Below are 19,990 nucleotides of genomic sequence, written 5' to 3'. Positions count from 1 at the left end.
GCTTTACTGTAACTAGTTGTAACCGATAGCTTCGTGTTGGCAGTGTTGCCGATCACGGAGAGACGATTGTGAAATTCGAGCCACACCGCCCGGACCGGGCCCGCCGCTCATGGCGCCGGTGACCCGGGCCTCCTCGGGCGCGTCCGCTGTTCGTATCGTTCGCAAGAATTTCTCGGACACCGTCGTGTCCGCACTGCGAACCTTCGGCAGGGCAGTGGATATCGCCCGGGAATCGGTGACCGGCACGACCACCGACATCGTCCGGCGCGAATTCCAGTGGCGGGAAGCGATTCTGCAGGCGTGGCGGCTGGTGACGGTGACCGCGATCCCCGCGATCCTGATCGCCATCCCGTTCGGTGTGATCGTCTCGGTGCAGGTCGGCGACCTCATCCACACCCTGGGCGCGGATTCGCTGCTCGGCGCGACCGGCGGGCTCGGCGTGATCAAACAGGGCGCACCGCTGGCCACCGGCTTCCTGCTCGGCGGCGCGGGCGCGGCCGCGATCGCCGCCGATCTGGGCGCCCGCACCATCCGCGAGGAGATCGACGCGCTCGACACGATGGGCATCTCGCCGATCCACCGGCTGGTGATCCCGCGGCTGGTGGCGATGATCCTCGTCGCGCCGCTGCTGAACATCCTCATCATCTTCGTCGGCATCGTCGCCGGCTATGCCGTGGCCGTCGGCGGGCAGAACGTCACCCCCGGAAGTTATTGGGCCACTTTCGGATCCTTCACCACCGTCGCCGACGTGTGGGTCTCGCTGCTCAAGGCGGTGCTGTTCGGATTCCTGGTGGTGATCATCGCCTGTCAGCGCGGACTGGAGGCCAAGGGCGGCCCGCGCGGGGTGGCCGACGCCGTGAACGCGGCCGTGGTGCTGTCGGTGGTGTCGATCGCGATCGTCAATCTCGGCGTGACCCAGGTGGTCGAGATGTTCCTGCCGACGAGGCTGGTCTGACGTGGCGATTTCGACCTATATGCCCAAGGGGCTCAGCCACTTCGTGCGCTTCTATCGCCGCCGCGGTCTGCTCCTGGCGCGCGTCGAAGGACTGGGTTTCGTCCTGGCCTTCATCTGGCAGGTGCTGTCGTCGATTCCCTTGACGCTCAGGCGGTATCGGGACGAGACGCTGCGCATCATCTCCGATATGACCTGGGGGCGCGGGTCGGTGATCGTCGGCGGCGGCACGGTGCCGATGATGATCGTGCTCGGCCTGGTGATGGGCGCCTCGGTGGCCGTCGAATCCTTCACCATGCTGAACATCCTGGGCATGGGCCCGGTGTCTGGCATCGTCTCGGCCTACGCCACGACCCGCGAGCTGGCGCCGATCGTGGCCGCCATCGGATTCGCCGCCCAGGCCGGCTGCCGCATGACCGCCGAGATCGGCTCGATGCGCATCTCGGAGGAGATCGACGCGATCGAGGCGCTGGGCCTGCGGTCGGTCCCGTTCGTGGTGACCACCCGGGTGATCGCCGGCGCCATCTCGATCGTGCCGACCTTCCTGATCGGGCTGATCCTGTCGTATCTGGCCTGCCGCGGGCTCATCACACTGGTACACGGCCAGTCCGCCGGTGTCTACGACCACTACTTCTTCCAGTTCGTTTCCGGATTCGACGTGATCGCCGCGGTGATCAAGGTGGCGATCTTCGCGACCGTCGTGATCCTCATCCACAGCTATTACGGCTTCTTCGCCACCGGCGGGCCCGAGGGTGTCGGCATCGCGTCCGGCCGGGCGGTGCGTGCGTCGTCGGTCGCGATCGTGGCCATCGACATGGTGCTGACGCTGATGCTCTGGGGTTTCAACGCGTCGATCGACTTCACGGGGTAGTACAGGTGCCGAATTACGGAATGCCCGGAGTGGCGGTGGACAAGCGGCGCTCGCTGCTGGTCGGCGGGGTGGCGATCGCGGTCGTGGCCGCCGTCGCGATCGCCTCGCTGGCCTATCGCGGCTTGCGTTCCGACGACAGTCTGCGCATCGCCCTGCACACCGAGCAGATCGGTGACGGCGTGCTGGCCGGCACACCGGTGCGGGTGGACGGTGTGCAGGTCGGCGAGGTCGCGGCGATCGTGCCCGCCGACGGCGGGACCCAGCGAATCAGTCTGCGGCTGGAACGATCTCAGCTGCACGGCATCGACGACAGCCTCCGGGTGGACTACGCGCCGGCGAACCTGTTCGGTATCAGCGAGATCGAACTGCGGCCCGGCTCCGGCGGCGCCCCGTTGCGCGGCGGGTCGACGATCGACCTGACCGGACAGCACGCCGACGCGGTCTACGACGCGACCATGGGGGGTCTGCTGCGCGGACTGTCGCAGACCGGCAACGCTCTGCTGACTCCGCAGATGGCCACGGTGATCGCCCAGGTCTCCAACGATGTGCGGGGTTTCACGCCGCTGGCCCAGGCCTTGATCTCGGTGGCGCAGACCATCACCGACAACCAGACGATGCCCAGCTCCGAACTGGTCGGACGGCTCGGCCCCGCCTTCGACGGCGGTGGTCGCTTCGCGGGCGCGACCATCCAGGTGCTCGATCTGCTGCGCAATATTCCACGGCTGCAGGATCATCGGGGCTCCTACGACGCCGGAACATCGGCGCTGACCGGTTCGGTGCTGCCCGCGCTGGCCGGTCTGGGCACACGTGCCGGATCCGAATTGTCCGGCGCCACAGACACTGTGGCGCCGATGCTGGCGGTCCTGGCGCAGCTGGTTCCGCATCTGCAGCAATCCGGCGCCGACCTCGCCGAACTCGTGCGCCGCCTGCGCGCCGGACTGCACGACACCCCGGACGGCCCGGTGCTCGACACGGAAATCGACGTGCGCGGCGTGCCGGTGCTGGCACCGCTGCTGGGAGGAATCCGATGAAGGTCGGCGCCGCCGCCTGGCGGCTGGGTCTGTTCGCGGTGGTGATGATCGTCGTGCTGTCGGTGGTTTTCACCGCGATCAAGCGGCCCGTCGCGGGTGACACCGATACGCATCAGGCGCTGTTCACCGATGCCAACGGGCTCAAGGTGGGCGACGACGTGCGCCAGTTCGGTGTGCAGGTCGGCAAGGTCGAGGACATCTCGCTCGACGGGGCACTGGCGCGAGTCCGGTTGTCGCTGAAGACCGATGCGCCGATCTTCGACAATTCGAAGCTCGCCATCCGCTATCAGAATCTCACCGGTCAGCGCTATATCGATCTGCAGCAGCAGCCGAAGCCGGGGACGCGGCTGCCGGCCGGCCGCACGATCGGCGTCGACCACACTGTGCCATCGTTCGATGTGACGAGCATGTTCAACGGTCTGAAACCGGTGCTGGCCACCATTTCCCCGGACGCGATCAACCAGTTCAGCGCCAGTATGGTCGCGCTGATCGAGGGCGACGGCACCAACGTCGAACCGGTGCTGGCCGCGATCGGCCGGCTCGCCTCCTACGTGGACAATCGCCAGCAGGTGATCGGCGCCCTCATCCACAACATGTCCGATCTGTCGCAGCGCGTCGGCGGGCGGGTGCACTACCTGGTGCCGCTGCTGGCCCGGCTGACCGACATCTTCGAGGCCCTGCAGACCAATATCGGCGGGCTGGCGCAGTTCGCGATGGCCGCGCCGTCGGTGCTGGGACCGTTGGACAGCCTGTTCGACGCCCTCGGGCTGCAGTCCGGCACCGATGTCGACGCGCTCATCCGGCGGCTGTTCCCCGACCCGAAAGAGGCCGTGGACGTCTTCGGCAAGTTGCCGGCCCTGCTCGGCGGACTGGACGCGGCCACACCGAAGCCGGTGGCGGGCTGGGAACCGCAGTGCTCCAAGGGAAATGCGGAGCTACCGCAGGTGGTGCGGGTGCTCGTCGCGGGACAGCAGGTGGCGATATGCAACGGCTGAATCGGTTCGGGTCCGGCCTGTTCCGGCCGCGGGATCGGCGCGTCGCGGACGTGGCGACCACCCGCCGCCGCGAAATCCGGCTCGGTATCGTCGGCGTCGCGCTCGTCGTGGTCTGCGCGGCCGCCGCCGGCATCCTGTACGTGGTGCCGTTCGGCAAGAAGACCTACAGCGCCGAACTGTCCGAAGCGCAGTCGGTGAAGGTCGGCGATGATATTCGCGTCGCCGGAATCCCGGTCGGCAAGGTGGAATCGCTCGAGCTGCATCCGGATCGGGTGCGGATGCGGTTCACCGTCGATTCCGACGTCTTCGTCGGCGATCGGTCCACACTCGACATCCGGATGCTGACCATTGTCGGCGGCAACTACGTCTCGCTGTTTCCCGCGGGCGAGAAACCACTGGGCGACAAGGCGATTCCGATGGATCGCGTGCGGCTGCCCTACAGTCTCGTGCAGACCTTCCAAGACGCGGCGCAACCGCTACGGCAGATCGACGGTGACACGCTGCGCCGCAATCTCGCCGCCCTGGACACCTCGATCGAGGCCGCACCGGATGCGCTGCGCACCACCCTGAACACGCTCGGTACCTACGTCGACGCGCTCAACCGGCAGCGCACCCAGGTCACCGATGCCATCGCGGTCGCCGATGAATACGTCACCATGTACGACGGGGCCAAACACGATCTCGGCCGCTTGATGGTCAACGTCAACCAGATGGAGACGCTGCTGGTCGACAAGCGCGCCGAACTGCGCGAGGGCGTGCGATTGCTGCGCGCGGTGATCGAGCGGGTCGCCGCGCTGGCGCCCACCTACGATTCGGCGCTGAAACCGAAACTCCAGCAGTTGAGTGACGCGCTGCCGCAACTGGAAAAGCTCGGTGGCGAACTCGAGCCGGTGATCGGCACGGTGCAGAGCCTGCAGCAGAAGTTCGCGCAACTCAGCGCTGCGGACGACGCGGCGACGGTCGACCAGTCGGGGCAGACGGTCGGCGCACCGGCCGCCCACCTGTGTATTCCGGTACCGGGGAAGGACTGCTGATGCTGCACAAGCTGCTCGGTTCGCGGGCCTTCATGTCGATCGCCGGGACGGCGGCCGTCGTCGCGGTCGCGGTGGTGGGCTATCTCGTCGCCTTCCAGCCGCTGAAGGCGACCACGGCCTACTGCGCGATCATGCCCGACAGTGTCGGGCTCTACCCCGGCAACCAGGTCACCATGCGCGGCATCACCGTCGGGACGGTGAAATCCGTTGCTGTGCAGGGCAATGCGGTCAAGGTCGAATTCGATGTCGACACCGATCATCCGGTCCTCGCCGACGCCGGTGCCACGACCCTGTCGGACAGCATCGTGGCCTCCCGCGAACTCGCGGTGGTGTCCGGCGGCAAGGACACCGCGCGCTGGGATCCCGCCCACTGCCTCACCAAGACTCTGACCCCCAAGAGCATCAGCGACACCCTGAACGCGCTGGCCCAGCTGTCGTCGCAGATCCAGGGCCCCGACGCCGCGCACCCCGATGCGCTCGCCCGCGGACTCACCTCGCTGAACAACGCCACGGCGGGCACCGGACCGCAGATCAACACGCTGGTGCAGAAGCTCGGCGCCGCGCTCTCCGCGCCGGACGCCGATATCGCCCATCTGGCAGGCATTTTCGATGCGTTCGCCTCGGTGTCCAAGGATGTGGAGGCGCACTGGGGTGAGTTGAAGGCGATGCTCACCCGCCTGGGCCCGGTCCTGGACCAGGCCACCGAGGATCTGCTGCAGCCCGGCGCGGCGCTGTTCGACGGCCTCGGTCGGGTGCTGCCGATGCTCAACGACATCACCACCCTGTTCGGCGATCCGATCATGCGCGCCCTCGACGACACGGTCCCGCTGGTGAAGTTCCTGCGCGCGAACGTGGGCTCACTGGCCCAGATGATCTCGCTGACACCGGTTCTCGCCCAGGCCGTGCGCACGGTCGGCGACTCCGGCGTCGGCTACGCGCCGCCGAAGGTGGCGATTCCGCAGGACCACGCCGACCAGGTGTGCGCGGCGATCGACGCCCTCGCCCCCGGGCGCTGCACCGCGGCCGACGGTCTGGCGAAGGTGGACATGGCGGCTTTGATATTCGGATTGGCAGGTGCGCGATGAGATTTCGGCGATTCACGCTCGGCTCGGCGATCGTCGTGGCGGCCGCGTTGTCGGCCGCCGGATGCGCGTTCGACCCCTCGTCGGTACCGGTGCCGGGAACAACGGTGTCCGGTCCGACCTACCACGTACGCATCGAGTTCTCGAATGTGCTGAACCTGCCGGCGCGCGCCAAGATCATGGCCAACGGCGCGCAGGTCGGCACGGTCTCCGGGGTGACCGTCGTGAAACCGGGCGCGGGCGGCTACGTCGTGGTCGACGCCGACATCTCGAAATCGGTGCGCCTTCCCGCGACCACCGTCGCCGAACTACGGCAGAACACGGTGCTCGGCGATATCCACGTCGCGCTGACCACTCCGCCGAACGGTTTCGGCACCCTGCTGCACGACGGATCCACGATTCCGATGGCGCAGACGAAACCGCCTGTGCAACTGGAGGACACGATGGCGCTGGTCGCCGCGTTCACCCAGGGCGGTGCGGTGACACAGCTGCAGGACGTCATCGAGCAGTTCAATCGCACGCTGCCGCAGGATCCGGCACAGACCGCCCGGATCTCGCACACCATGGCCACCGATGCCACGGATCTGGCGGACAACCTGGACCGCGTCGACGCGCTGCTCAACGGCCTGGGCACGAATGCGCAGGTGCTGCACGATATTCAGCCGGAACTCGACGACATCCTCAGCCGCACCTCGGTCGATCAGATGAACGGCATCACCGACTCCATCGTGGGCGTGACGAAGATCTTCGGTGGGCTCGGGCCGGTGGGTGCGTCGCTGACCTGGCTCGGGCCCGTGCTGCGTGATGCCGACGGGGCGGCCCGGGCGTTCGCGCCGCTGCTGCTCTCGGCCGGCCCGGTGGACCTGAGCCGTCCGTCGAATCTGCAGGCCGTCGTGGAACTGTTGCGCGACAAGGTGATTCCGTTCGTCGAACGCGGGCCGAAGGTGAACATCCTCGGTGTGCGCTCGGACGCGTCCGCGGACGTGCCGCCCGATCAGCAGACCGACCGCATCCTGGCGACCCTGCGGATGATCGGAGTGGTGCGATGAGGTGGGGTGCGCTGACCTCGCTGGGCGGCATCGTCGCGATCACCGTGCTGGGGGCGAGCTATCTGACCTTCGGCGTCGTCCGCGCCGACCCCTTCGCCGACTACCACCGAACCACCATGGTGCTGACCGATTCCGGTGGTCTGGGTGTGGGATCGCCGGTGCTGCTCACCGGACTCGAGGTCGGCCGCGTGACCGCCGTGCGTCATACCGCCGCGGGTGTCGAGGTCGGCATGCGGCTGGCCGCGGACAAACGGGTGCCCGTCGACAGCATGGTGACCATCGAACATCTGTCGGCGCTCGGCGAGCCGTATGTCGAATTCCGGCCCGTCTCGGGCAGCGGGCCCTACCTGCACGACGGCCAGCGCCTGGAAACGTCGAATGTGCGCATGCCGTTGTCCATTCCGGACGTCGCGCGGCTGGTCACCAAGACCATGAACCAGCTCGATCCCGAGGTGGTGGGCTCGCTGGTCGCCACCGCGAGCTCCGCGCTGAACGGCACCGACGCCGCGATTCCGCATCTGACCCGATCCGGAGATCTGCTGGCCGCCGCGATCATGAGCCGCAGCCCGCGAATCGCGGATCTGCTCAACAGCTTTCAGGCCGCGGCGGCCGACATCGAGTGGGCCGGCCCGGCAACCGGTACGGCCGCGCCGGCGTTCGTGCGGTTCACCCACGCCCTGAACGATCTGGTCACGGCGGTGGGCCGGATGGTGGACGCGCGTCCCGCCGGCAGCTACACCGAGGGCAACGGTCTGGCGCCGTTCCTGGCGAAGCTGACCGACCGGCTCGCGGAACTCGGCCCGGAGCTGAAGTCCCTGGGGCCGGCGCTCGCGCCGCTCGCGGAGGCGACCACGAATGCCGCGCCGCGCATCGACATCTCCGGTCTGATCACGCAGGCCCTCGACGATGTGGGCACCGACGGAACCGTGCGGGTGCGGATCAATGTCAAGTAGTACCACGGAGAAGGAGGACACCATGTCGAACGACACTGGTACCGAACCGAAGCGGGCAGTCGACGCGGAGGCCGAGTCCTCCGTGCCCACCACCACCACCGAGACCGGGGCCAAACCCGCGAAAGCGCCTCGCACACTGTCGATCCGGCTCTCCACCGTGGTCACCGCGGCGGCCGCAGTGGCATTGATCGCGTTGGCCGCGGTCTTCGGATCGCTGTGGCTGTCCGCGCGCGGCGATCTACACGACCGCGATGACCGGGCGGCGGCGCAGCAGCATGCCGAGCAGGTCGCCACCGATTACGCGGTCGGCGCCTCGAATATCGACTACCAGAACGTCGGCGCGTGGATCGGCAAACTGAAAGCCGGCACCTCGTCGCAACTGGCGCAGAAATTCGACGCCACCGCGCCGAAGCTGCAGGAGATCCTGGTCCCGCTGAAGTGGACCTCGTCGGCGACCCCGATCGCCGCCAAGGTGATGAGCACCGAGAACGGCCTCTACAAGGTCGACGTGTTCCTCAACGTCAACTCCACCAGCGCGCAGACGCCGCAGGGTGCGCAGACCACCGTCACCTACACGGTCGACATCGATCCGGGCAGCGGCTGGAAGGTGACCGATGTCGGCGGGATGGCCGGGGCTCTGCCCAAGCAGTGACACCCCTGCCGGAGCAGTAAAGCGGTCAGTGGCCGGGCAGGACGCACACGGTGTCGAGTCCGAGCACGCGGTTGAGCCGGCCGAACGCCAGCCACGAGCCGATGCACATACTCAACTCGACGATTTCGGCCTGACTGTAGTGCGCCCGCATCCGGGTCCAGAACGCGTCGTCCAGGTTGTGATGATCGAGCACGTAGCGTTCGGCGTATTCGGCGGCCAGCCGGGTCCGATCGTCGAAGGAATCGGTGGTGCGCCATTCGGTGACGGCCTGGTCGAACCCGACTTCGACCTTTTGTCCGTCGCGCTCGGTGCGCCAGTCCTGACAGAACAGGCAGCCGTTGATCTGGGCGATCCGCAACCGCGCCGCCTCGAATTCACGCAGTCCGAGGGTGCTGTGCGAGTAGACCGCCAGCGACAACTTCGAGGCGGCGGGCCCGATGCCCGGCACCATCTCACCCCAGACGTAGCCGATCGGATCCTTCCCCTCGGGGATATCGATGTTCATTGCGGTGTCCTTTCGGATGGGGCGCTCGCGAATCTGCCGACGGCGGGGCGCAAGGGAACGTCGAGGGCGTCGTAGAGACCGGGCTCGGCCGCGGCCAGCCAGTCGATGGCGTTGACCAATCTGCCGACGGCAGTGGCATTTCCGCCGGCGGCGCGGTTACCGCCCTCGGTCTCGGCCTCGACGGTCACCTCGATGCGCGGATCGCCCTCCACGATGATGCGATGCGCGCCCGCACCGTCGGGCGGCCGCGGCCAGTCCGATGCGCAGTCGGGATGGATGCGGGTGACGTGTTCGATCACGATGCGCGGCCGGCCGCCGACCATGCCCTGCACCTCGAACCGCACCGCGCCCTGCGTGCCCGCCTCGAAGTCACCCATCGCCGCGGTGGTCACCGTGGTGTCGAGGGCGCGGCGGTCCAGCGTCTCGCGGATACCGTCGAGTTCGGCGCCCAGGGCGCGTGCCATCAGCCGAATCTGCCCGCCCCACACCATGGTCGGGACGCCTGGCGCGGTCATCGGCGGTTCGTAGTCCATCGGCTGGCCCATCCCGACCAGGTAACGCACCGAATCCGGCTGGTCGTAGGTGGAATAGTCGAAGATCTCCTGGCAGCGGATCGTGTCCACCCGATGCCCCAGCCCGCTCACCAGCAACGGCAGCACGTCGTTACCCCACCCGGGGTCGATACCGGAGACGAACAGCGAACCGCCGCCGGCCGCGATCGCCGCCCGCACCGGCTCGCGCACCTCGGCGGGGGCGTTGCGGGGATCGTAGAGCGCGTAGAGCGCGGGCGTGACGACCACCGCGCCGGCGCGGATCGCGGTGACGATATCGCGCAGTGCGTCGTCGGGCCGGATATCGCCGGACGCGGCGTACACGACCGCGCGGGGATGGCGCGCCAGCAGGGCGTCGACATCGGCCGAGGCCGTGACGCCGAGGTCGTGGCCGAGTCCGGCCAGCCGGCCCGCATCGCGCCCGACCTTGGCCGGATCGTGCACCAGCACCCCGGTCAGTTCCAGTTCGGGATGTGCGTGCACGGCCCGGATCGCGGCACGGCCGACATTGCCCGTACCCCAGACGATCGTCGAGATCATCCCACCGACACTAGCAAGCGCTTGGTTCCGTGTGGGCGTTTTGCGTGGGTCGGTCCGCGGGCCCGCGTCCGGACATGAGGTCGCCGGCTGAGCCCGGCGTGCGTGGACGTTCGGTACTCTGACCGGCATGGCGATGCGGATCCGTTCGACGGCGCTGATGCTGTGCGCCGTCGTGCTGTCCATCGTCGCCGTCACGGTTGTGCCTGCGGGCGAACCGAATTCGCTGCTGGCGGTCGGAGCCGCGGCGATTCTCGCATTGGCGGTGGTCGCCGCCTGTTCCGGCCGGATGCGGCCGGCGCCGGTCGCGGTCCACAGCGGGCCTCCCGGCTCCGCGCAACAGCGGCGACGGGGATCCTTTCTCCGACAGAGCAATCCGGATACGGCGGGCCGGGTGCGGCCCAGGGCGCCGGGGCACCGGAGCTGATCGCGCGTCACTACGCCGGTGCTCTCGCCGGTCGAAGTGAACGCGTGGCTGCTCGGCCGACCCTGTTCACTCGCCCGTACCTTCACGGGTGCCTCGAAGTGAGGTGATATCCCATGCTCGATTTCGTGTACTACCCGGTCGCCGCTGTTCTCTGGTTGTGGCACACCGGATTCGCCGTCCCGTTCGGCGCCGCGAGCGGCCTGTCCTGGGCCCTGGCGATCGTCATGCTGGTGGTGACCCTGCGCGCCGTCCTGTATCGGCCGTACCTGGCTCAGGTCCGCTTCTCACGCACCATGGCCGTGCTGCAACCGAAGATGCGGCAGCTGCGCGCCGAATGCGGCGACGACCGCGAGCGGCTCGCCGTCGAAACCCGGAAACTGCAGCAGCAGCACAACTTCAACGTGCTCAGCGGTTGCCTGCCGGTGCTCGCGCAGTTGCTGATGTTCCTGGGACTGCTGCACGTGCTGCATTCCTTCGACCGCACCGCGGTCTCGCATGTGCCGTTCCTCGGCAGTTCCACCGCGATGACGGCGGCGCAGAACGCCGACACCGCGAATTACGTGTTCGCACCGGAGCAGGTGCGGTCGTTCCTGCACGCCGATCTGTTCGGCGCGCCGCTGTCGGCGACGCTCACCTCCGCCGATTCCGTCGCGTCGGTGGCCGTGGTGGCGATCCCGCTGGTGCTGATCGCGGCCGTCGCGACCCACTGCACCGCCCGGGCGTCGATCGCCCGCCAGCTCGAGACCACTGCGCAGATGCGGCTGATCAACGCGATGACACTGTGGCTGTTCCCACTCGGCACACTGGTCGCCGGACTGGTGATGCCGATCGGCATTCTGGTCTATTTCGCGACCGGCAACACCTGGACCTTCGCGCAGCAGCATGTGGTCCATCGCAGGCTCGGCCCGCTGGAACCCCTACCGCCACCGCCGGTCCCGACGATCTAGGTCCGTTCCGGTTCGACCGCCGCGGTCTCGTGCACGTCCGTATGCGGGGCGCCCCAGCCGATATGCGATTCGGCGCGCAGGCGATCGATCATGTGCGGATAGTGCAACTCGAATGCCGGTCGCTCCGAACGGATCCGGGGAAGCTCATAGAAGTTGTGCCGCGGCGGCGGGCAGGTCGTGGCCCATTCCAGCGAATTGCCATACCCCCACGGATCGTCCACCGTGACCACCTCGCCGTAGCGGTAGCTGCGGAACACGTTCCAGACGAAGGTGATCATCGAGAAGCCGAGGATGAACGAGCCGATGGTGGAGACGGTATTGAGCGTGGTGAAGCCGTCGGAGGGCAGATAGTCGGCGTAGCGGCGCGGCATACCTTCGTTGCCCAGCCAGTGCTGCACCAGGAAGGTGGTGTGGAAACCGAGGAAGGTGGTCCAGAAGTGGATCTTGCCGAGCCGCTCGTCGAGCAGCCGGCCGGTCATCTTCGGGAACCAGAAGTAGATGCCGCCGAAGGTCGCGAACACGATCGTCCCGAACAACACGTAATGGAAGTGCGCCACCACGAAATACGTGTCGGTGACGTGGAAGTCCAGTGGCGGGCTGGCGAGGATGACACCCGACAGGCCGCCGAACAGGAAGGTGACCAGGAATCCCAGCGCCCACAGCATCGGCGTTTCGAACGTCAGCTGCCCCTTCCACATGGTGCCGATCCAGTTGAAGAACTTCACCCCGGTCGGCACGGCGATCATGAAGGTCATGAACGAGAAGTACGGCAGCAGTACGGCTCCGGTGGCGAACATGTGGTGCGCCCACACCGCCACCGACAGCGCCCCGATACTCATCGTCGCGTACACCAGCGCGGTGTAGCCGAAGACCGGTTTGCGGCTGAACACCGGGAAGATCTCCGTCACGATGCCGAAGAACGGCAGCGCGATGATGTACACCTCGGGATGTCCGAAGTACCAGAACAAGTGCTGATAGAGCAGGTTGCCACCGGTGGCGGGATCGTAGATGTGGCCGCCGAGATGACGGTCGAAGGCCAGCGCCATCAGCGCCGCGGTGAGGATCGGGAAGGCCAGCAGGACCAGCACGCTGGTGACCACGATGTTCCAGGTGAACATCGGCATCCGGAACAGGGTCATACCCGGCGCGCGCAGCACGACCACGGTGGTGAGCATATTGACCGCCCCGAGAATCGTGCCCAGACCGGAGACGGCCAGACCCAGAATCCACATATCGCAGCCCACGCCGGGGGAGTGCACGACATCCGACAGCGGGGTGTAGGCGGTCCAGCCGAAGTCCGCGGCGCCGCCGGGCGTGACGAATCCGGCGGTGGCGATCGAGGCGCCGAAGAGATAGAGCCAGTAGCTGAGCGCGTTCAGTCGCGGGAACGCCACATCGGGCGCGCCGATCTGCAACGGCAGGATGCAGTTGGCGAAGCCGAACACGATGGGCGTCGCATAGAACAGCAGCATCAGGGTGCCGTGCATGGTGAACAACTGATTGAACTGCTCCGGCGACAGGAACTGCAGGCCCGGGCGGGCGAGCTCGGCCCGCATCAGCAACGCCATCAGCCCGCCGACGAGGAAGAACGCCATCGAGCTGACGATGTACATCATGCCGAGCAGCTTCGGATCGGTCGTCGTGACGATCGTCCAGATCTGCGAACCCTTCGGGGCGATCCGCCGGGGATAAGGCCTTACGGCTTCGATCTCGGCGGCGCCGCGAGATGGTGCTGTAGTCACAGTTCCTCCTCGAGCCCAACCATCTTCGAGTGTGGCACCGCGGCAAGATCAACGTGTTCGAATCCCGCCGGGCATCGATATGCGATCGGTGGTGATCTTCGGGACGGGGCCCATGCTCCCATCGATACCCACTTCACGGCGGATGGATCGCCGGAAACGTCCACGTGGATCGCTGGAAAGTAACGGATGCATCGGCGGCCGCCCCGGAAAGGGTGGCCGAGGGTACGGTGGGACCCGACCGTTTCGGAGTGGTTCTGCGAGTGAGTGCGGCGATGCGGACCGTAGCTGTCCGTTCGCTCGCCGCTGCGACGACGAGATTCCGAGATACGAGGTGTGGACATGACCGCTGCCTGGCCCAGTTCGTTCAATTCCTTCGACGACCTCTTCAACCGCTTCTTCGGCCCCGGTATGGCCGCGCAGCCGCCGGTGCAGCGCATCGATCTGGGGCGGCTGCTCAGCGACAGCGCCAAGGAGTTGATCGCGATCGCCCGGTCGGCCGCCCAGGACTGGGGAAATCCGGAGGTCACCGCCGAACATCTGCTCTACGCCGCCACCCAGGTCGAGCCGTCGCGCGGGATCATCGGCCAGCTGGGCCTGGATCCGGACAAGGTCGCCGCGCAGATGCGGGGTGCGGCCGGCAGCGGAGAGGCCACCGCGACCGCGGGCGGTCAGGTGGTGCTCGGGCCCGGCAGCAAACTGGCCCTGCGCACCGCACAGCGCAACGCCGCCGAGGCGGGATCCAGCTACATCGGCCCGGAACATATTCTGCTCGGCATCGCCGACAATCCGGAAAGTCCTGCCGCGCAGTCTCTTTCGGGTGCGAAACTGCCGGTCGCCGAGGGGCAGAAGAAGCCCACCGACACTCCGACGCTCGACGAATACGGCCGGGATCTGACCGCCGAGGCCCGCGCGGGCAAGGTCGACCCGGTCGTCGGCCGCGCCGAGGAGATCGAGCAGACCGTGGAAATCCTGTCCCGGCGGCGGAAGAACAATCCGGTGCTCATCGGCGATCCCGGTGTCGGCAAGACCGCGATCGTCGAGGGTCTGGCGCAGCGCATCGTCAACGGCGATGTGCCCAGCACGCTGGCCGATCGACGGGTGGTCGCCCTCGATGTGGGCTCGCTGGTGGCGGGCAGTAAATATCGCGGCGAATTCGAGGAGCGGCTGACCAAGATTCTCGACGAGGTCCGCGAGCACTCCGACGAACTGGTGCTGTTCATCGACGAGCTGCACACCATCGTGGGCGCCGGCACCGGCGGCGAGGGTTCGATGGACGCCGGCAACCTGCTCAAGCCGGCGCTGGCCCGCGGCGAACTCCATGCCATCGGCGCCACCACCATCGACGAATACCGGCGCTACATCGAGAAGGACGCCGCCCTGGAGCGCCGCTTCCAGCCGGTGCTGGTCCCCGAACCGTCGGTCGCCGACACCATCGAAATCCTGCGCGGACTCAGCGACGTCTACGAGGAACACCATCAGGTGCACTACGACGACGAGGCATTGGTCGCCGCGGCGGAGCTCTCGGACCGCTACATCACCGACCGGTTCATGCCCGACAAGGCGATCGATCTGGTCGACCAGGCCGGCGCCCGGGTCCGGTTGCGCACCCGCATGCCGGGCCCGGATCTGCGTGCGGCACAGGAGGAATTGTCGCGCCTCGAACGGGAGAAGGATGCCGCGGTCGCGGGCGAGGACTACGCGCGCGCGGACGAACTCAAGGGCGAGATCACCGCCGCCGAGGAGCGGGTCGGCCACATCACCGCCGACGAGGCGCCGACGGTCACGCTCGACGACATCGCCGAGGTGGTGTCCAAGCAGACCGGAATTCCGGTGTCGGAGTTGACCGTCGAGGAACGGCAGCGCCTGCTGCAGTTGGAGGACGTGCTGCACAAGCGGGTGATCGGGCAGGAGGAGGCGATCGTGGCGGTCGCCGAGGCGGTGCGCCGCGCCCGGGCCGGGATGAAGGATCCGAACCGCCCGATCGGCTCGTTCCTGTTCCTCGGCCCGACCGGTGTCGGCAAGACCGAATTGGCGAAAGCCTTGGCGGAGGCGGTATTCGGCGACGAGGACCGGCTGATCCGGTTCGACATGAGCGAATTCCAGGAGAAGCACACGGTGTCCCGGCTGGTCGGCGCACCGCCCGGATATGTGGGCTACGAGGATGCCGCACAGCTCACCGACAAGGTGCGCCGCCAACCGTATTCGGTGATCCTGTTCGACGAGGTGGAGAAGGCCCATCCGGACGTGTTCAACGTGCTGCTGCAGTTGCTCGACGACGGGCGCGTCACCGACGCCAAGGGTCGCACCGTCGATTTCAAGAACACCATCGTGATCATGACCAGCAATATCGGTTCGGATCTGATCCTGAAGGCCACCTCGGCGGAGCTCGACGCCATCACCCCGCGGCTGATGGAACGGCTGCAACAGCATTTCCGGCCGGAATTCCTCAACCGCATCGACGAGACCATCGTGTTCCATCGGCTCGACCAGGAACAGTTGCGCCGCATCGTCGATCTGGTTCTCGACGGCCCCCGTCGCCGCCTGCGCGCTCAGGACATCGAGCTCGACGTCACCGACGCGGCGCGGGATTGGCTGTCCGAGAACGGATATCAGCCCGAATTCGGTGCCCGCCCACTTCGCCGGACGGTACAGAAGCAGCTGGAGAATCAGGTGTCCCGGCTGGTACTCGGTGGCGAGCTGAACCCGGGCGACACCGTACGCGTCGACGCCGACGAGTCCGGACTGATCGTCGCCGCGGTGGCCGGCTCCGGAGCCGAACGCTCCCTCGACGCCTCGGCGAACGGCCAGAAGCCGAAGGGGAAGAAGGCGAACGGCAAGGCGGAAGCCAAGTCGGAGAAGAAGTCCGGAGCGAAATCCGGGAAGAGCTGATCCGGGAGAAGCCGGTGGTGAGCTACGTGGCCGACCCGCGCGTCGACGCCTACGTCGACGCGCTACCGGCCTGGCAGCGCGACATCTGCCGCGAGGTGCGCGAACTCGTCCACGCCGCCGACCCGGAGGTGACGGAGACCGTCAAGCGCGGGGTACGACCGTATTTCGTGCTCGACGGCAACATCTGCGCGCTGCTGGCGACGAAGACGCACGTCGACGTCTTCCTCTACGACGGTGCGATCGTGCCCGATCCGGCGGGCATCATCACCGGCGGTCACGACAACACGACGGCACGCACCGTGGGGATTCGCGAGGGCGAGAAGGTCGACGCTCCCGCGCTGTCGGCGATGCTGCGGCAGATCATCGCGAACAATCGCGCGGGCGGTTGGCGCAAGCTGAAACGCGATGCGGCACCGGCGGATTGATCGGAGAGGGTCCGGCAGAGGGCGGTTGATCGTCGTCGGCGGCGGATCGCACGGGCCGGCGCCGACGCGACCCTCAGCCCGACGCCGTCGTATCCGTAGGAGCTTGCGCATAGACGCCGGCGGTGAGTTCGCGCATACATCTGACCACCAGGGGAGCGGGTCCGCCGGATCGCGGTGCGGTCGAAGGTATTTCGTCGAGCTCGCCGACCGGTGCCGGCGAGTGCGCCGGGCTGTCGTCGTCGGCCCATTGCTCCAGTCCGATGCGGATCGCGCCGGCGGCCGCGGCGGCCAGCGTGCGCAGGCGCAGTGGATCGGTGTCCGGGGAAAGTTTCGTCAGCAGCTCGAGCAGGGCGTGCTCGCCGGTGAGATTGACCCGGAACCAGACCGCGCGCAGGGCCGTATCGTCGGCCATCGCGCGCAACAGGCCGCGGGTGATGTCGAGTTCGTCGCGGTCCACCACGGTCAGGGCGCGGATCGCGGCGATTTCCAGTTCCGCGATGGTAGGCAACCGGTCCGGTCCGTCGCCGAGGATGTCCAGCCAGCGAGACGCACCCGCCGACAGCATCGGTTCCACGGCATCCTCTTTGGTACGGCAATAGCGATAGAAGGTGCGCAGGCCGACACCGGAGGCGGCGGCGATCTGCTCGGCGGTGACCGCCGCGGTACCACGCTCGGCGAACAGGCGGGCGGCGGTGTGGGCGATCTCCATCCGGGTCGCCGACTTGCGCCGCTGGGCCAGATTCGGCCGCGGCGATGCGGTGGCGGACGGGCCGGTTCTCGACTCGGGCATGAGTCACCTCCTGTCCGCACAGTCTAAGCGCGATTTGTCACTCTGGCACAACATGCCACTCAGGCGTAGTGTGTCAATCGAACGGGAAAATCGCAGTTGAGGAGAGTTTCGCAATGGAGCGTTTCGCAGATCGCCGAGTTCTGATCACCGGCGCCGGATCCGGTATCGGCCGCGCCACCGTGCATCGCATCCTGTCCGAGGGCGGCACCGTGGTGGCCGCCGACGTCAGCGAGGCGGGCCTGGCCGAAACCGCGAAACAGGCGGCCGAGAAGGGCAGCGCCGATCGGCTGACCACCGTCACGATCGACATCTCCGACGAGTCCTCGGTGCAGGCCGGGGTAGCCAAGGCCGTGGAAACCCTGGGCGGGCTGGACGCGCTGGTCAACGCCGCCGGCATTCTCCGCTCGGCGCACACCCACGAGATGCCGCTGGCCGATTGGAACCGCATCATCACCACCAACCTCACGGGCACCTTCCTGATGATTCGCGAATCGCTGCCGGCGCTGCTGGACAGCGGCCGCGGTGTCATCGTGAACTTCGCCTCCACCTCCACCTACTTCGCGCACCCGTACATGGCCGCCTACGCCGCGTCCAAGGGCGGCATCATGTCCATGACACACGCGCTGGCCTCGGAATACTCCAAGCAGAACCTGCGCGCGGTGGCCGTGGCGCCCGGCTCGATCTCGAGCGATATGACCGACGGCCGCGGCCCGGGCCTGCCCGAGGACGCCGATTTCTCGCTGTTCACCAAGCTGATGCCGATGCTCGGCCAGGGTTTCGCCTCGCCCGACACGGTCGCCGGCGTGGTGGCCATGCTCGCCTCCGACGACGGCGCCTTCATCACCGGCACCGAGGTGCGCATCGACGGCGGCACCCACGCCTGATCGGCCCGAATCGGTCCGGGCCGTCCCGGTCAACGGGAAAGCCCGGACCGAAACAGAAACCTGTTCTATTGTGCTGGCGGGGCCGATACCAGGAGGTGACCGCGATGGATCTGGTTGCGTTGGAAGAGATTCGTGCGTTGAAATACCGCTATCTGCGGACGCTGGATCTGCGGGAGTGGGACGAGTTCGCCGATACCCTCGCCGCGGACGCGGTGGCCGACTACGGCTCGCCCTCGGGCGGTAAACCGCTGCAGTTCCAGGGACGCGACGCCATCGTCGGCTATCTCAGCGGCGCGATGTCCGGCACCATGATCACCTCGCACGTGTGCAGTCACCCCGAGATCGCGGTGGACGGTGACTCCGCCTCCGGCAGTTGGTGTCTGGAGGATACGGTCATCGTCCCCGAGCACGGGATCATGATTCGCGGCGCCGCGTACTACCGCGACACCTATCGCCGGGAATCCGACGGCCGCTGGCGCATCACGAGCACCGGATATCAGCGCAACTACGAGGCCATGATTCCGCTCGCCTCGATCCAGGGCTTCACCATCACCGCCAGCCGCTGGGATCCGAGCGTCACGCACTGAGCCGACCGGCCGCTCAGGCCCGGGCGGTGCGCCGGATCGCGGTGGGAGTGCTGTCCCACCAGCGGCGCGCGCAGCGGGTGAGGGTGGCCTGTTCCGCGAGGCCGAGCAGTGAGGCGATCTGGCTCATCGGCAGATCCGTCGTGGTCAGATAGCGCCGCGCCTCACTGCGGCGCACATCGTCGACGATGGCGGCGAAGCTCGTGTGCTCGGCCGCCAGGCGGCGCTGCAGGGTGCGCGGATGGATCGTCAGAAGCCTCGCCACCGAGTCGATCTGCGGGGCGGTCGTACCCAGCAGTTGCTGCACGGCGGCCCGCACCCCCGGCACGGTGGAGGCGCCGGTGTCGCCGGCCTGTTCGGCCAGGAACGCCACCGCCAGTCGGCGCAGATTCGCATCGCCGCCCGCGATGGCCCGCGAGGTGAGGTTGCTCGGCAGCCGCAGCATCGCCGCCGGTCGCTCGAAGCGCACCGGGACGCCGAAGAAGTTCTCGTAGGTCGCGCGCGAACCCGGCGGGCGGTACGGCAGCTCCACCGAGCGTAACCCGTATGGGCCTTCCACCAGCCGGATCAATGTGCGATGCAGGAATCCCAGGCCCAGGTCGGTGCCCTGGACGGGTTGCGGAAATCCGGGTTCGACGCCGTAGCGCAGGGCCGTCACACCGCGGTCGCCGTAGGGATCCGGTTCGATCGTCAGGCTCAGCGAGCGGGCGTGCACGAACAGGTAGCGCGAGGTGCACTCCAGCGCGTCGGCCAGGGTGGGGGAGCTGCGGATGGCCAGCGCGAGCGGTCCCAGCATGCCGAGGTCCTGCCGGGCGGCGATCCGCAGGCCCAGATCGGGACACCGCAGCCGGTCGGCGGCGATCTCCAGCACCAGGGCCATCGCCTCGTCGGAGACCAGCAGGTCGTCGGCGTCCAGGGCGGCGATCGGGTATCCGGCGGCGGCCGCGTATTCCTCCGCATTTCCCCCGAGTTCGGCCACGGTCGCGCGGAAACCACGCAAACCGGCCGAGCGGATCACCGACATGTCGTCCAGAATCAAATACTTGTCGTGCAAAGTCAAGAACGCCGGGGAAGGAACCAGCACACTGGA

The 19,990-nt window shown here is 67.5% G+C and carries 20 protein-coding genes; 15 read left to right on the top strand and 5 right to left on the bottom strand.

Annotated features, from left to right (window positions below; genetic code table 11):
- The first annotated feature begins 109 nt into the window (after nt 1-109).
- From C8258_RS28380 to C8258_RS28340, 9 genes are read left to right on the top strand one after another with little or no spacing between them, the layout of a single operon-like run.
- On the top strand, nt 110-955 hold the full coding sequence (locus C8258_RS28380) for an ABC transporter permease (protein WP_106957774.1): 846 nt from the start codon (nt 110-112) through the stop codon (nt 953-955).
- 1 nt (nt 956) lies between these two features.
- Nucleotides 957-1,823 (top strand): ABC transporter permease, encoded by an 867-nt coding sequence (locus C8258_RS28375; protein WP_063013084.1) that lies wholly within the window; start codon nt 957-959, stop codon nt 1,821-1,823.
- Between the two features lie 5 nt (nt 1,824-1,828).
- Nucleotides 1,829-2,854 (top strand): MlaD family protein, encoded by a 1,026-nt coding sequence (locus C8258_RS28370; protein ID WP_106957773.1) that lies wholly within the window; start codon nt 1,829-1,831, stop codon nt 2,852-2,854.
- Nucleotides 2,851-3,849, top strand: coding sequence for an MlaD family protein (locus C8258_RS28365; RefSeq protein ID WP_106957772.1), 999 nt, complete (start codon nt 2,851-2,853; stop codon nt 3,847-3,849). Before C8258_RS28370 ends, C8258_RS28365 begins: the two co-directional genes overlap by 4 nt.
- Nucleotides 3,837-4,883: an MCE family protein gene (locus C8258_RS28360; protein WP_106957771.1), complete on the top strand. Its 1,047-nt coding sequence runs from the start codon at nt 3,837-3,839 to the stop codon at nt 4,881-4,883. Before C8258_RS28365 ends, C8258_RS28360 begins: the two co-directional genes overlap by 13 nt.
- A complete protein-coding gene (locus C8258_RS28355; RefSeq protein WP_106957814.1) occupies nt 4,883-5,968 on the top strand; it encodes an MlaD family protein in 1,086 nt (361 codons plus the stop codon). Before C8258_RS28360 ends, C8258_RS28355 begins: the two co-directional genes overlap by 1 nt.
- On the top strand, nt 5,965-7,014 hold the full coding sequence (locus C8258_RS28350; protein WP_106957770.1) for an MlaD family protein: 1,050 nt from the start codon (nt 5,965-5,967) through the stop codon (nt 7,012-7,014). Before C8258_RS28355 ends, C8258_RS28350 begins: the two co-directional genes overlap by 4 nt.
- Nucleotides 7,011-7,967, top strand: a complete 957-nt coding sequence (locus C8258_RS28345) for an MlaD family protein (protein WP_106957769.1) — start codon at nt 7,011-7,013, stop codon at nt 7,965-7,967. The genes C8258_RS28350 and C8258_RS28345 overlap by 4 nt, the downstream gene beginning before the upstream one ends.
- Before the next feature lie 22 nt (nt 7,968-7,989).
- Entirely contained in the window at nt 7,990-8,619 is a 630-nt protein-coding gene (locus C8258_RS28340) for a hypothetical protein (RefSeq protein ID WP_106957768.1), read from the top strand.
- Nucleotides 8,620-8,644: 25 nt separating this feature from the next.
- Here the strand turns inward: C8258_RS28340 and C8258_RS28335 are convergent, their stop codons facing one another.
- Both C8258_RS28335 and C8258_RS28330 read right to left on the bottom strand, forming a co-directional pair.
- Nucleotides 8,645-9,124, bottom strand: a complete 480-nt coding sequence (locus C8258_RS28335; protein ID WP_106957767.1) for a carboxymuconolactone decarboxylase family protein — start codon at nt 9,122-9,124, stop codon at nt 8,645-8,647.
- Entirely contained in the window at nt 9,121-10,215 is a 1,095-nt protein-coding gene (locus C8258_RS28330) for a dihydrodipicolinate reductase (protein ID WP_106957766.1), read from the bottom strand. The genes C8258_RS28335 and C8258_RS28330 overlap by 4 nt, the downstream gene beginning before the upstream one ends.
- A 127-nt stretch (nt 10,216-10,342) precedes the next feature.
- On the opposite strand from C8258_RS28330, the gene C8258_RS28325 reads away from it, so the two are divergent.
- Both C8258_RS28325 and yidC read left to right on the top strand, forming a co-directional pair.
- Nucleotides 10,343-10,639 carry a DUF6412 domain-containing protein gene (locus C8258_RS28325; RefSeq protein WP_106957765.1) on the top strand — a complete coding sequence of 99 codons (297 nt, stop codon included), beginning with the start codon at nt 10,343-10,345 and terminating at the stop codon, nt 10,637-10,639.
- 113 nt (nt 10,640-10,752) lie between these two features.
- On the top strand, nt 10,753-11,586 hold the full coding sequence (gene yidC, locus C8258_RS28320; RefSeq protein ID WP_106957764.1) for a membrane protein insertase YidC: 834 nt from the start codon (nt 10,753-10,755) through the stop codon (nt 11,584-11,586).
- On the opposite strand, the gene ctaD is transcribed toward yidC, so the two are convergent.
- A complete protein-coding gene (ctaD, locus tag C8258_RS28315) occupies nt 11,583-13,328 on the bottom strand; it encodes a cytochrome c oxidase subunit I (protein ID WP_106957763.1) in 1,746 nt (581 codons plus the stop codon). The two genes, yidC and ctaD, sit on opposite strands and share 4 nt — an antisense overlap.
- Before the next feature lie 339 nt (nt 13,329-13,667).
- On the opposite strand from ctaD, the gene C8258_RS28310 reads away from it, so the two are divergent.
- The gene (locus C8258_RS28310) at nt 13,668-16,217 is read left to right on the top strand and encodes an ATP-dependent Clp protease ATP-binding subunit (RefSeq protein WP_106957762.1); all 2,550 of its coding nucleotides are present in this window, start codon (nt 13,668-13,670) and stop codon (nt 16,215-16,217) included.
- 14 nt (nt 16,218-16,231) lie between these two features.
- The gene (locus C8258_RS28305; RefSeq protein ID WP_199195882.1) at nt 16,232-16,642 is read left to right on the top strand and encodes a DUF1801 domain-containing protein; all 411 of its coding nucleotides are present in this window, start codon (nt 16,232-16,234) and stop codon (nt 16,640-16,642) included.
- A 73-nt stretch (nt 16,643-16,715) separates the two neighbouring features.
- Here C8258_RS28305 and C8258_RS28300 read toward each other — a convergent pair whose 3' ends face one another.
- The gene (locus tag C8258_RS28300) at nt 16,716-17,432 is read right to left on the bottom strand and encodes a TetR/AcrR family transcriptional regulator (RefSeq protein ID WP_106957761.1); all 717 of its coding nucleotides are present in this window, start codon (nt 17,430-17,432) and stop codon (nt 16,716-16,718) included.
- Between the two features lie 113 nt (nt 17,433-17,545).
- Between C8258_RS28300 and C8258_RS28295 the strand changes: the two genes are divergently transcribed.
- Both C8258_RS28295 and C8258_RS28290 read left to right on the top strand, forming a co-directional pair.
- Nucleotides 17,546-18,316, top strand: a complete 771-nt coding sequence (locus tag C8258_RS28295) for an SDR family NAD(P)-dependent oxidoreductase (protein ID WP_036498754.1) — start codon at nt 17,546-17,548, stop codon at nt 18,314-18,316.
- A gap of 104 nt (nt 18,317-18,420) precedes the next feature.
- Complete coding sequence (locus tag C8258_RS28290; RefSeq protein ID WP_106957812.1) at nt 18,421-18,903, top strand: nuclear transport factor 2 family protein; 483 nt, start codon at nt 18,421-18,423, stop codon at nt 18,901-18,903.
- A 13-nt stretch (nt 18,904-18,916) separates the two neighbouring features.
- Here C8258_RS28290 and C8258_RS28285 read toward each other — a convergent pair whose 3' ends face one another.
- Nucleotides 18,917-19,984: an AraC family transcriptional regulator gene (locus C8258_RS28285; protein WP_233225398.1), complete on the bottom strand. Its 1,068-nt coding sequence runs from the start codon at nt 19,982-19,984 to the stop codon at nt 18,917-18,919.
- Nucleotides 19,985-19,990 lie beyond the last annotated feature (6 nt).

Source organism: Nocardia sp. MDA0666, from assembly GCF_003023875.1.
GTDB lineage: Bacteria > Actinomycetota > Actinomycetes > Mycobacteriales > Mycobacteriaceae > Nocardia > Nocardia aobensis.
Note: the sequence above shows the minus strand (reverse complement) of the source record. Positions and strands in the feature narration are given on the sequence as shown.

Excerpts from the sequence above, each read along its gene's own strand:
- C8258_RS28380 (WP_106957774.1), top strand. The coding sequence starts at position 110 with ATGGCGCCGGTGACCCGGGCCTCCTCGGGCGCGTCCGCTGTTCGTATC.
- C8258_RS28365 (WP_106957772.1), top strand. The coding sequence starts at position 2,851 with ATGAAGGTCGGCGCCGCCGCCTGGCGGCTGGGTCTGTTCGCGGTGGTG.
- C8258_RS28360 (WP_106957771.1), top strand. The coding sequence starts at position 3,837 with ATGCAACGGCTGAATCGGTTCGGGTCCGGCCTGTTCCGGCCGCGGGAT.
- C8258_RS28355 (WP_106957814.1), top strand. The coding sequence starts at position 4,883 with ATGCTGCACAAGCTGCTCGGTTCGCGGGCCTTCATGTCGATCGCCGGG.
- C8258_RS28350 (WP_106957770.1), top strand. The coding sequence starts at position 5,965 with ATGAGATTTCGGCGATTCACGCTCGGCTCGGCGATCGTCGTGGCGGCC.
- C8258_RS28345 (WP_106957769.1), top strand. The coding sequence starts at position 7,011 with ATGAGGTGGGGTGCGCTGACCTCGCTGGGCGGCATCGTCGCGATCACC.
- C8258_RS28340 (WP_106957768.1), top strand. The coding sequence starts at position 7,990 with ATGTCGAACGACACTGGTACCGAACCGAAGCGGGCAGTCGACGCGGAG.
- C8258_RS28335 (WP_106957767.1), bottom strand. The coding sequence starts at position 9,124 with ATGAACATCGATATCCCCGAGGGGAAGGATCCGATCGGCTACGTCTGG.
- C8258_RS28330 (WP_106957766.1), bottom strand. The coding sequence starts at position 10,215 with ATGATCTCGACGATCGTCTGGGGTACGGGCAATGTCGGCCGTGCCGCG.
- C8258_RS28325 (WP_106957765.1), top strand. The coding sequence starts at position 10,343 with ATGGCGATGCGGATCCGTTCGACGGCGCTGATGCTGTGCGCCGTCGTG.
- yidC (WP_106957764.1), top strand. The coding sequence starts at position 10,753 with ATGCTCGATTTCGTGTACTACCCGGTCGCCGCTGTTCTCTGGTTGTGG.
- C8258_RS28310 (WP_106957762.1), top strand. The coding sequence starts at position 13,668 with ATGACCGCTGCCTGGCCCAGTTCGTTCAATTCCTTCGACGACCTCTTC.
- C8258_RS28300 (WP_106957761.1), bottom strand. The coding sequence starts at position 17,432 with ATGCCCGAGTCGAGAACCGGCCCGTCCGCCACCGCATCGCCGCGGCCG.
- C8258_RS28295 (WP_036498754.1), top strand. The coding sequence starts at position 17,546 with ATGGAGCGTTTCGCAGATCGCCGAGTTCTGATCACCGGCGCCGGATCC.
- C8258_RS28290 (WP_106957812.1), top strand. The coding sequence starts at position 18,421 with ATGGATCTGGTTGCGTTGGAAGAGATTCGTGCGTTGAAATACCGCTAT.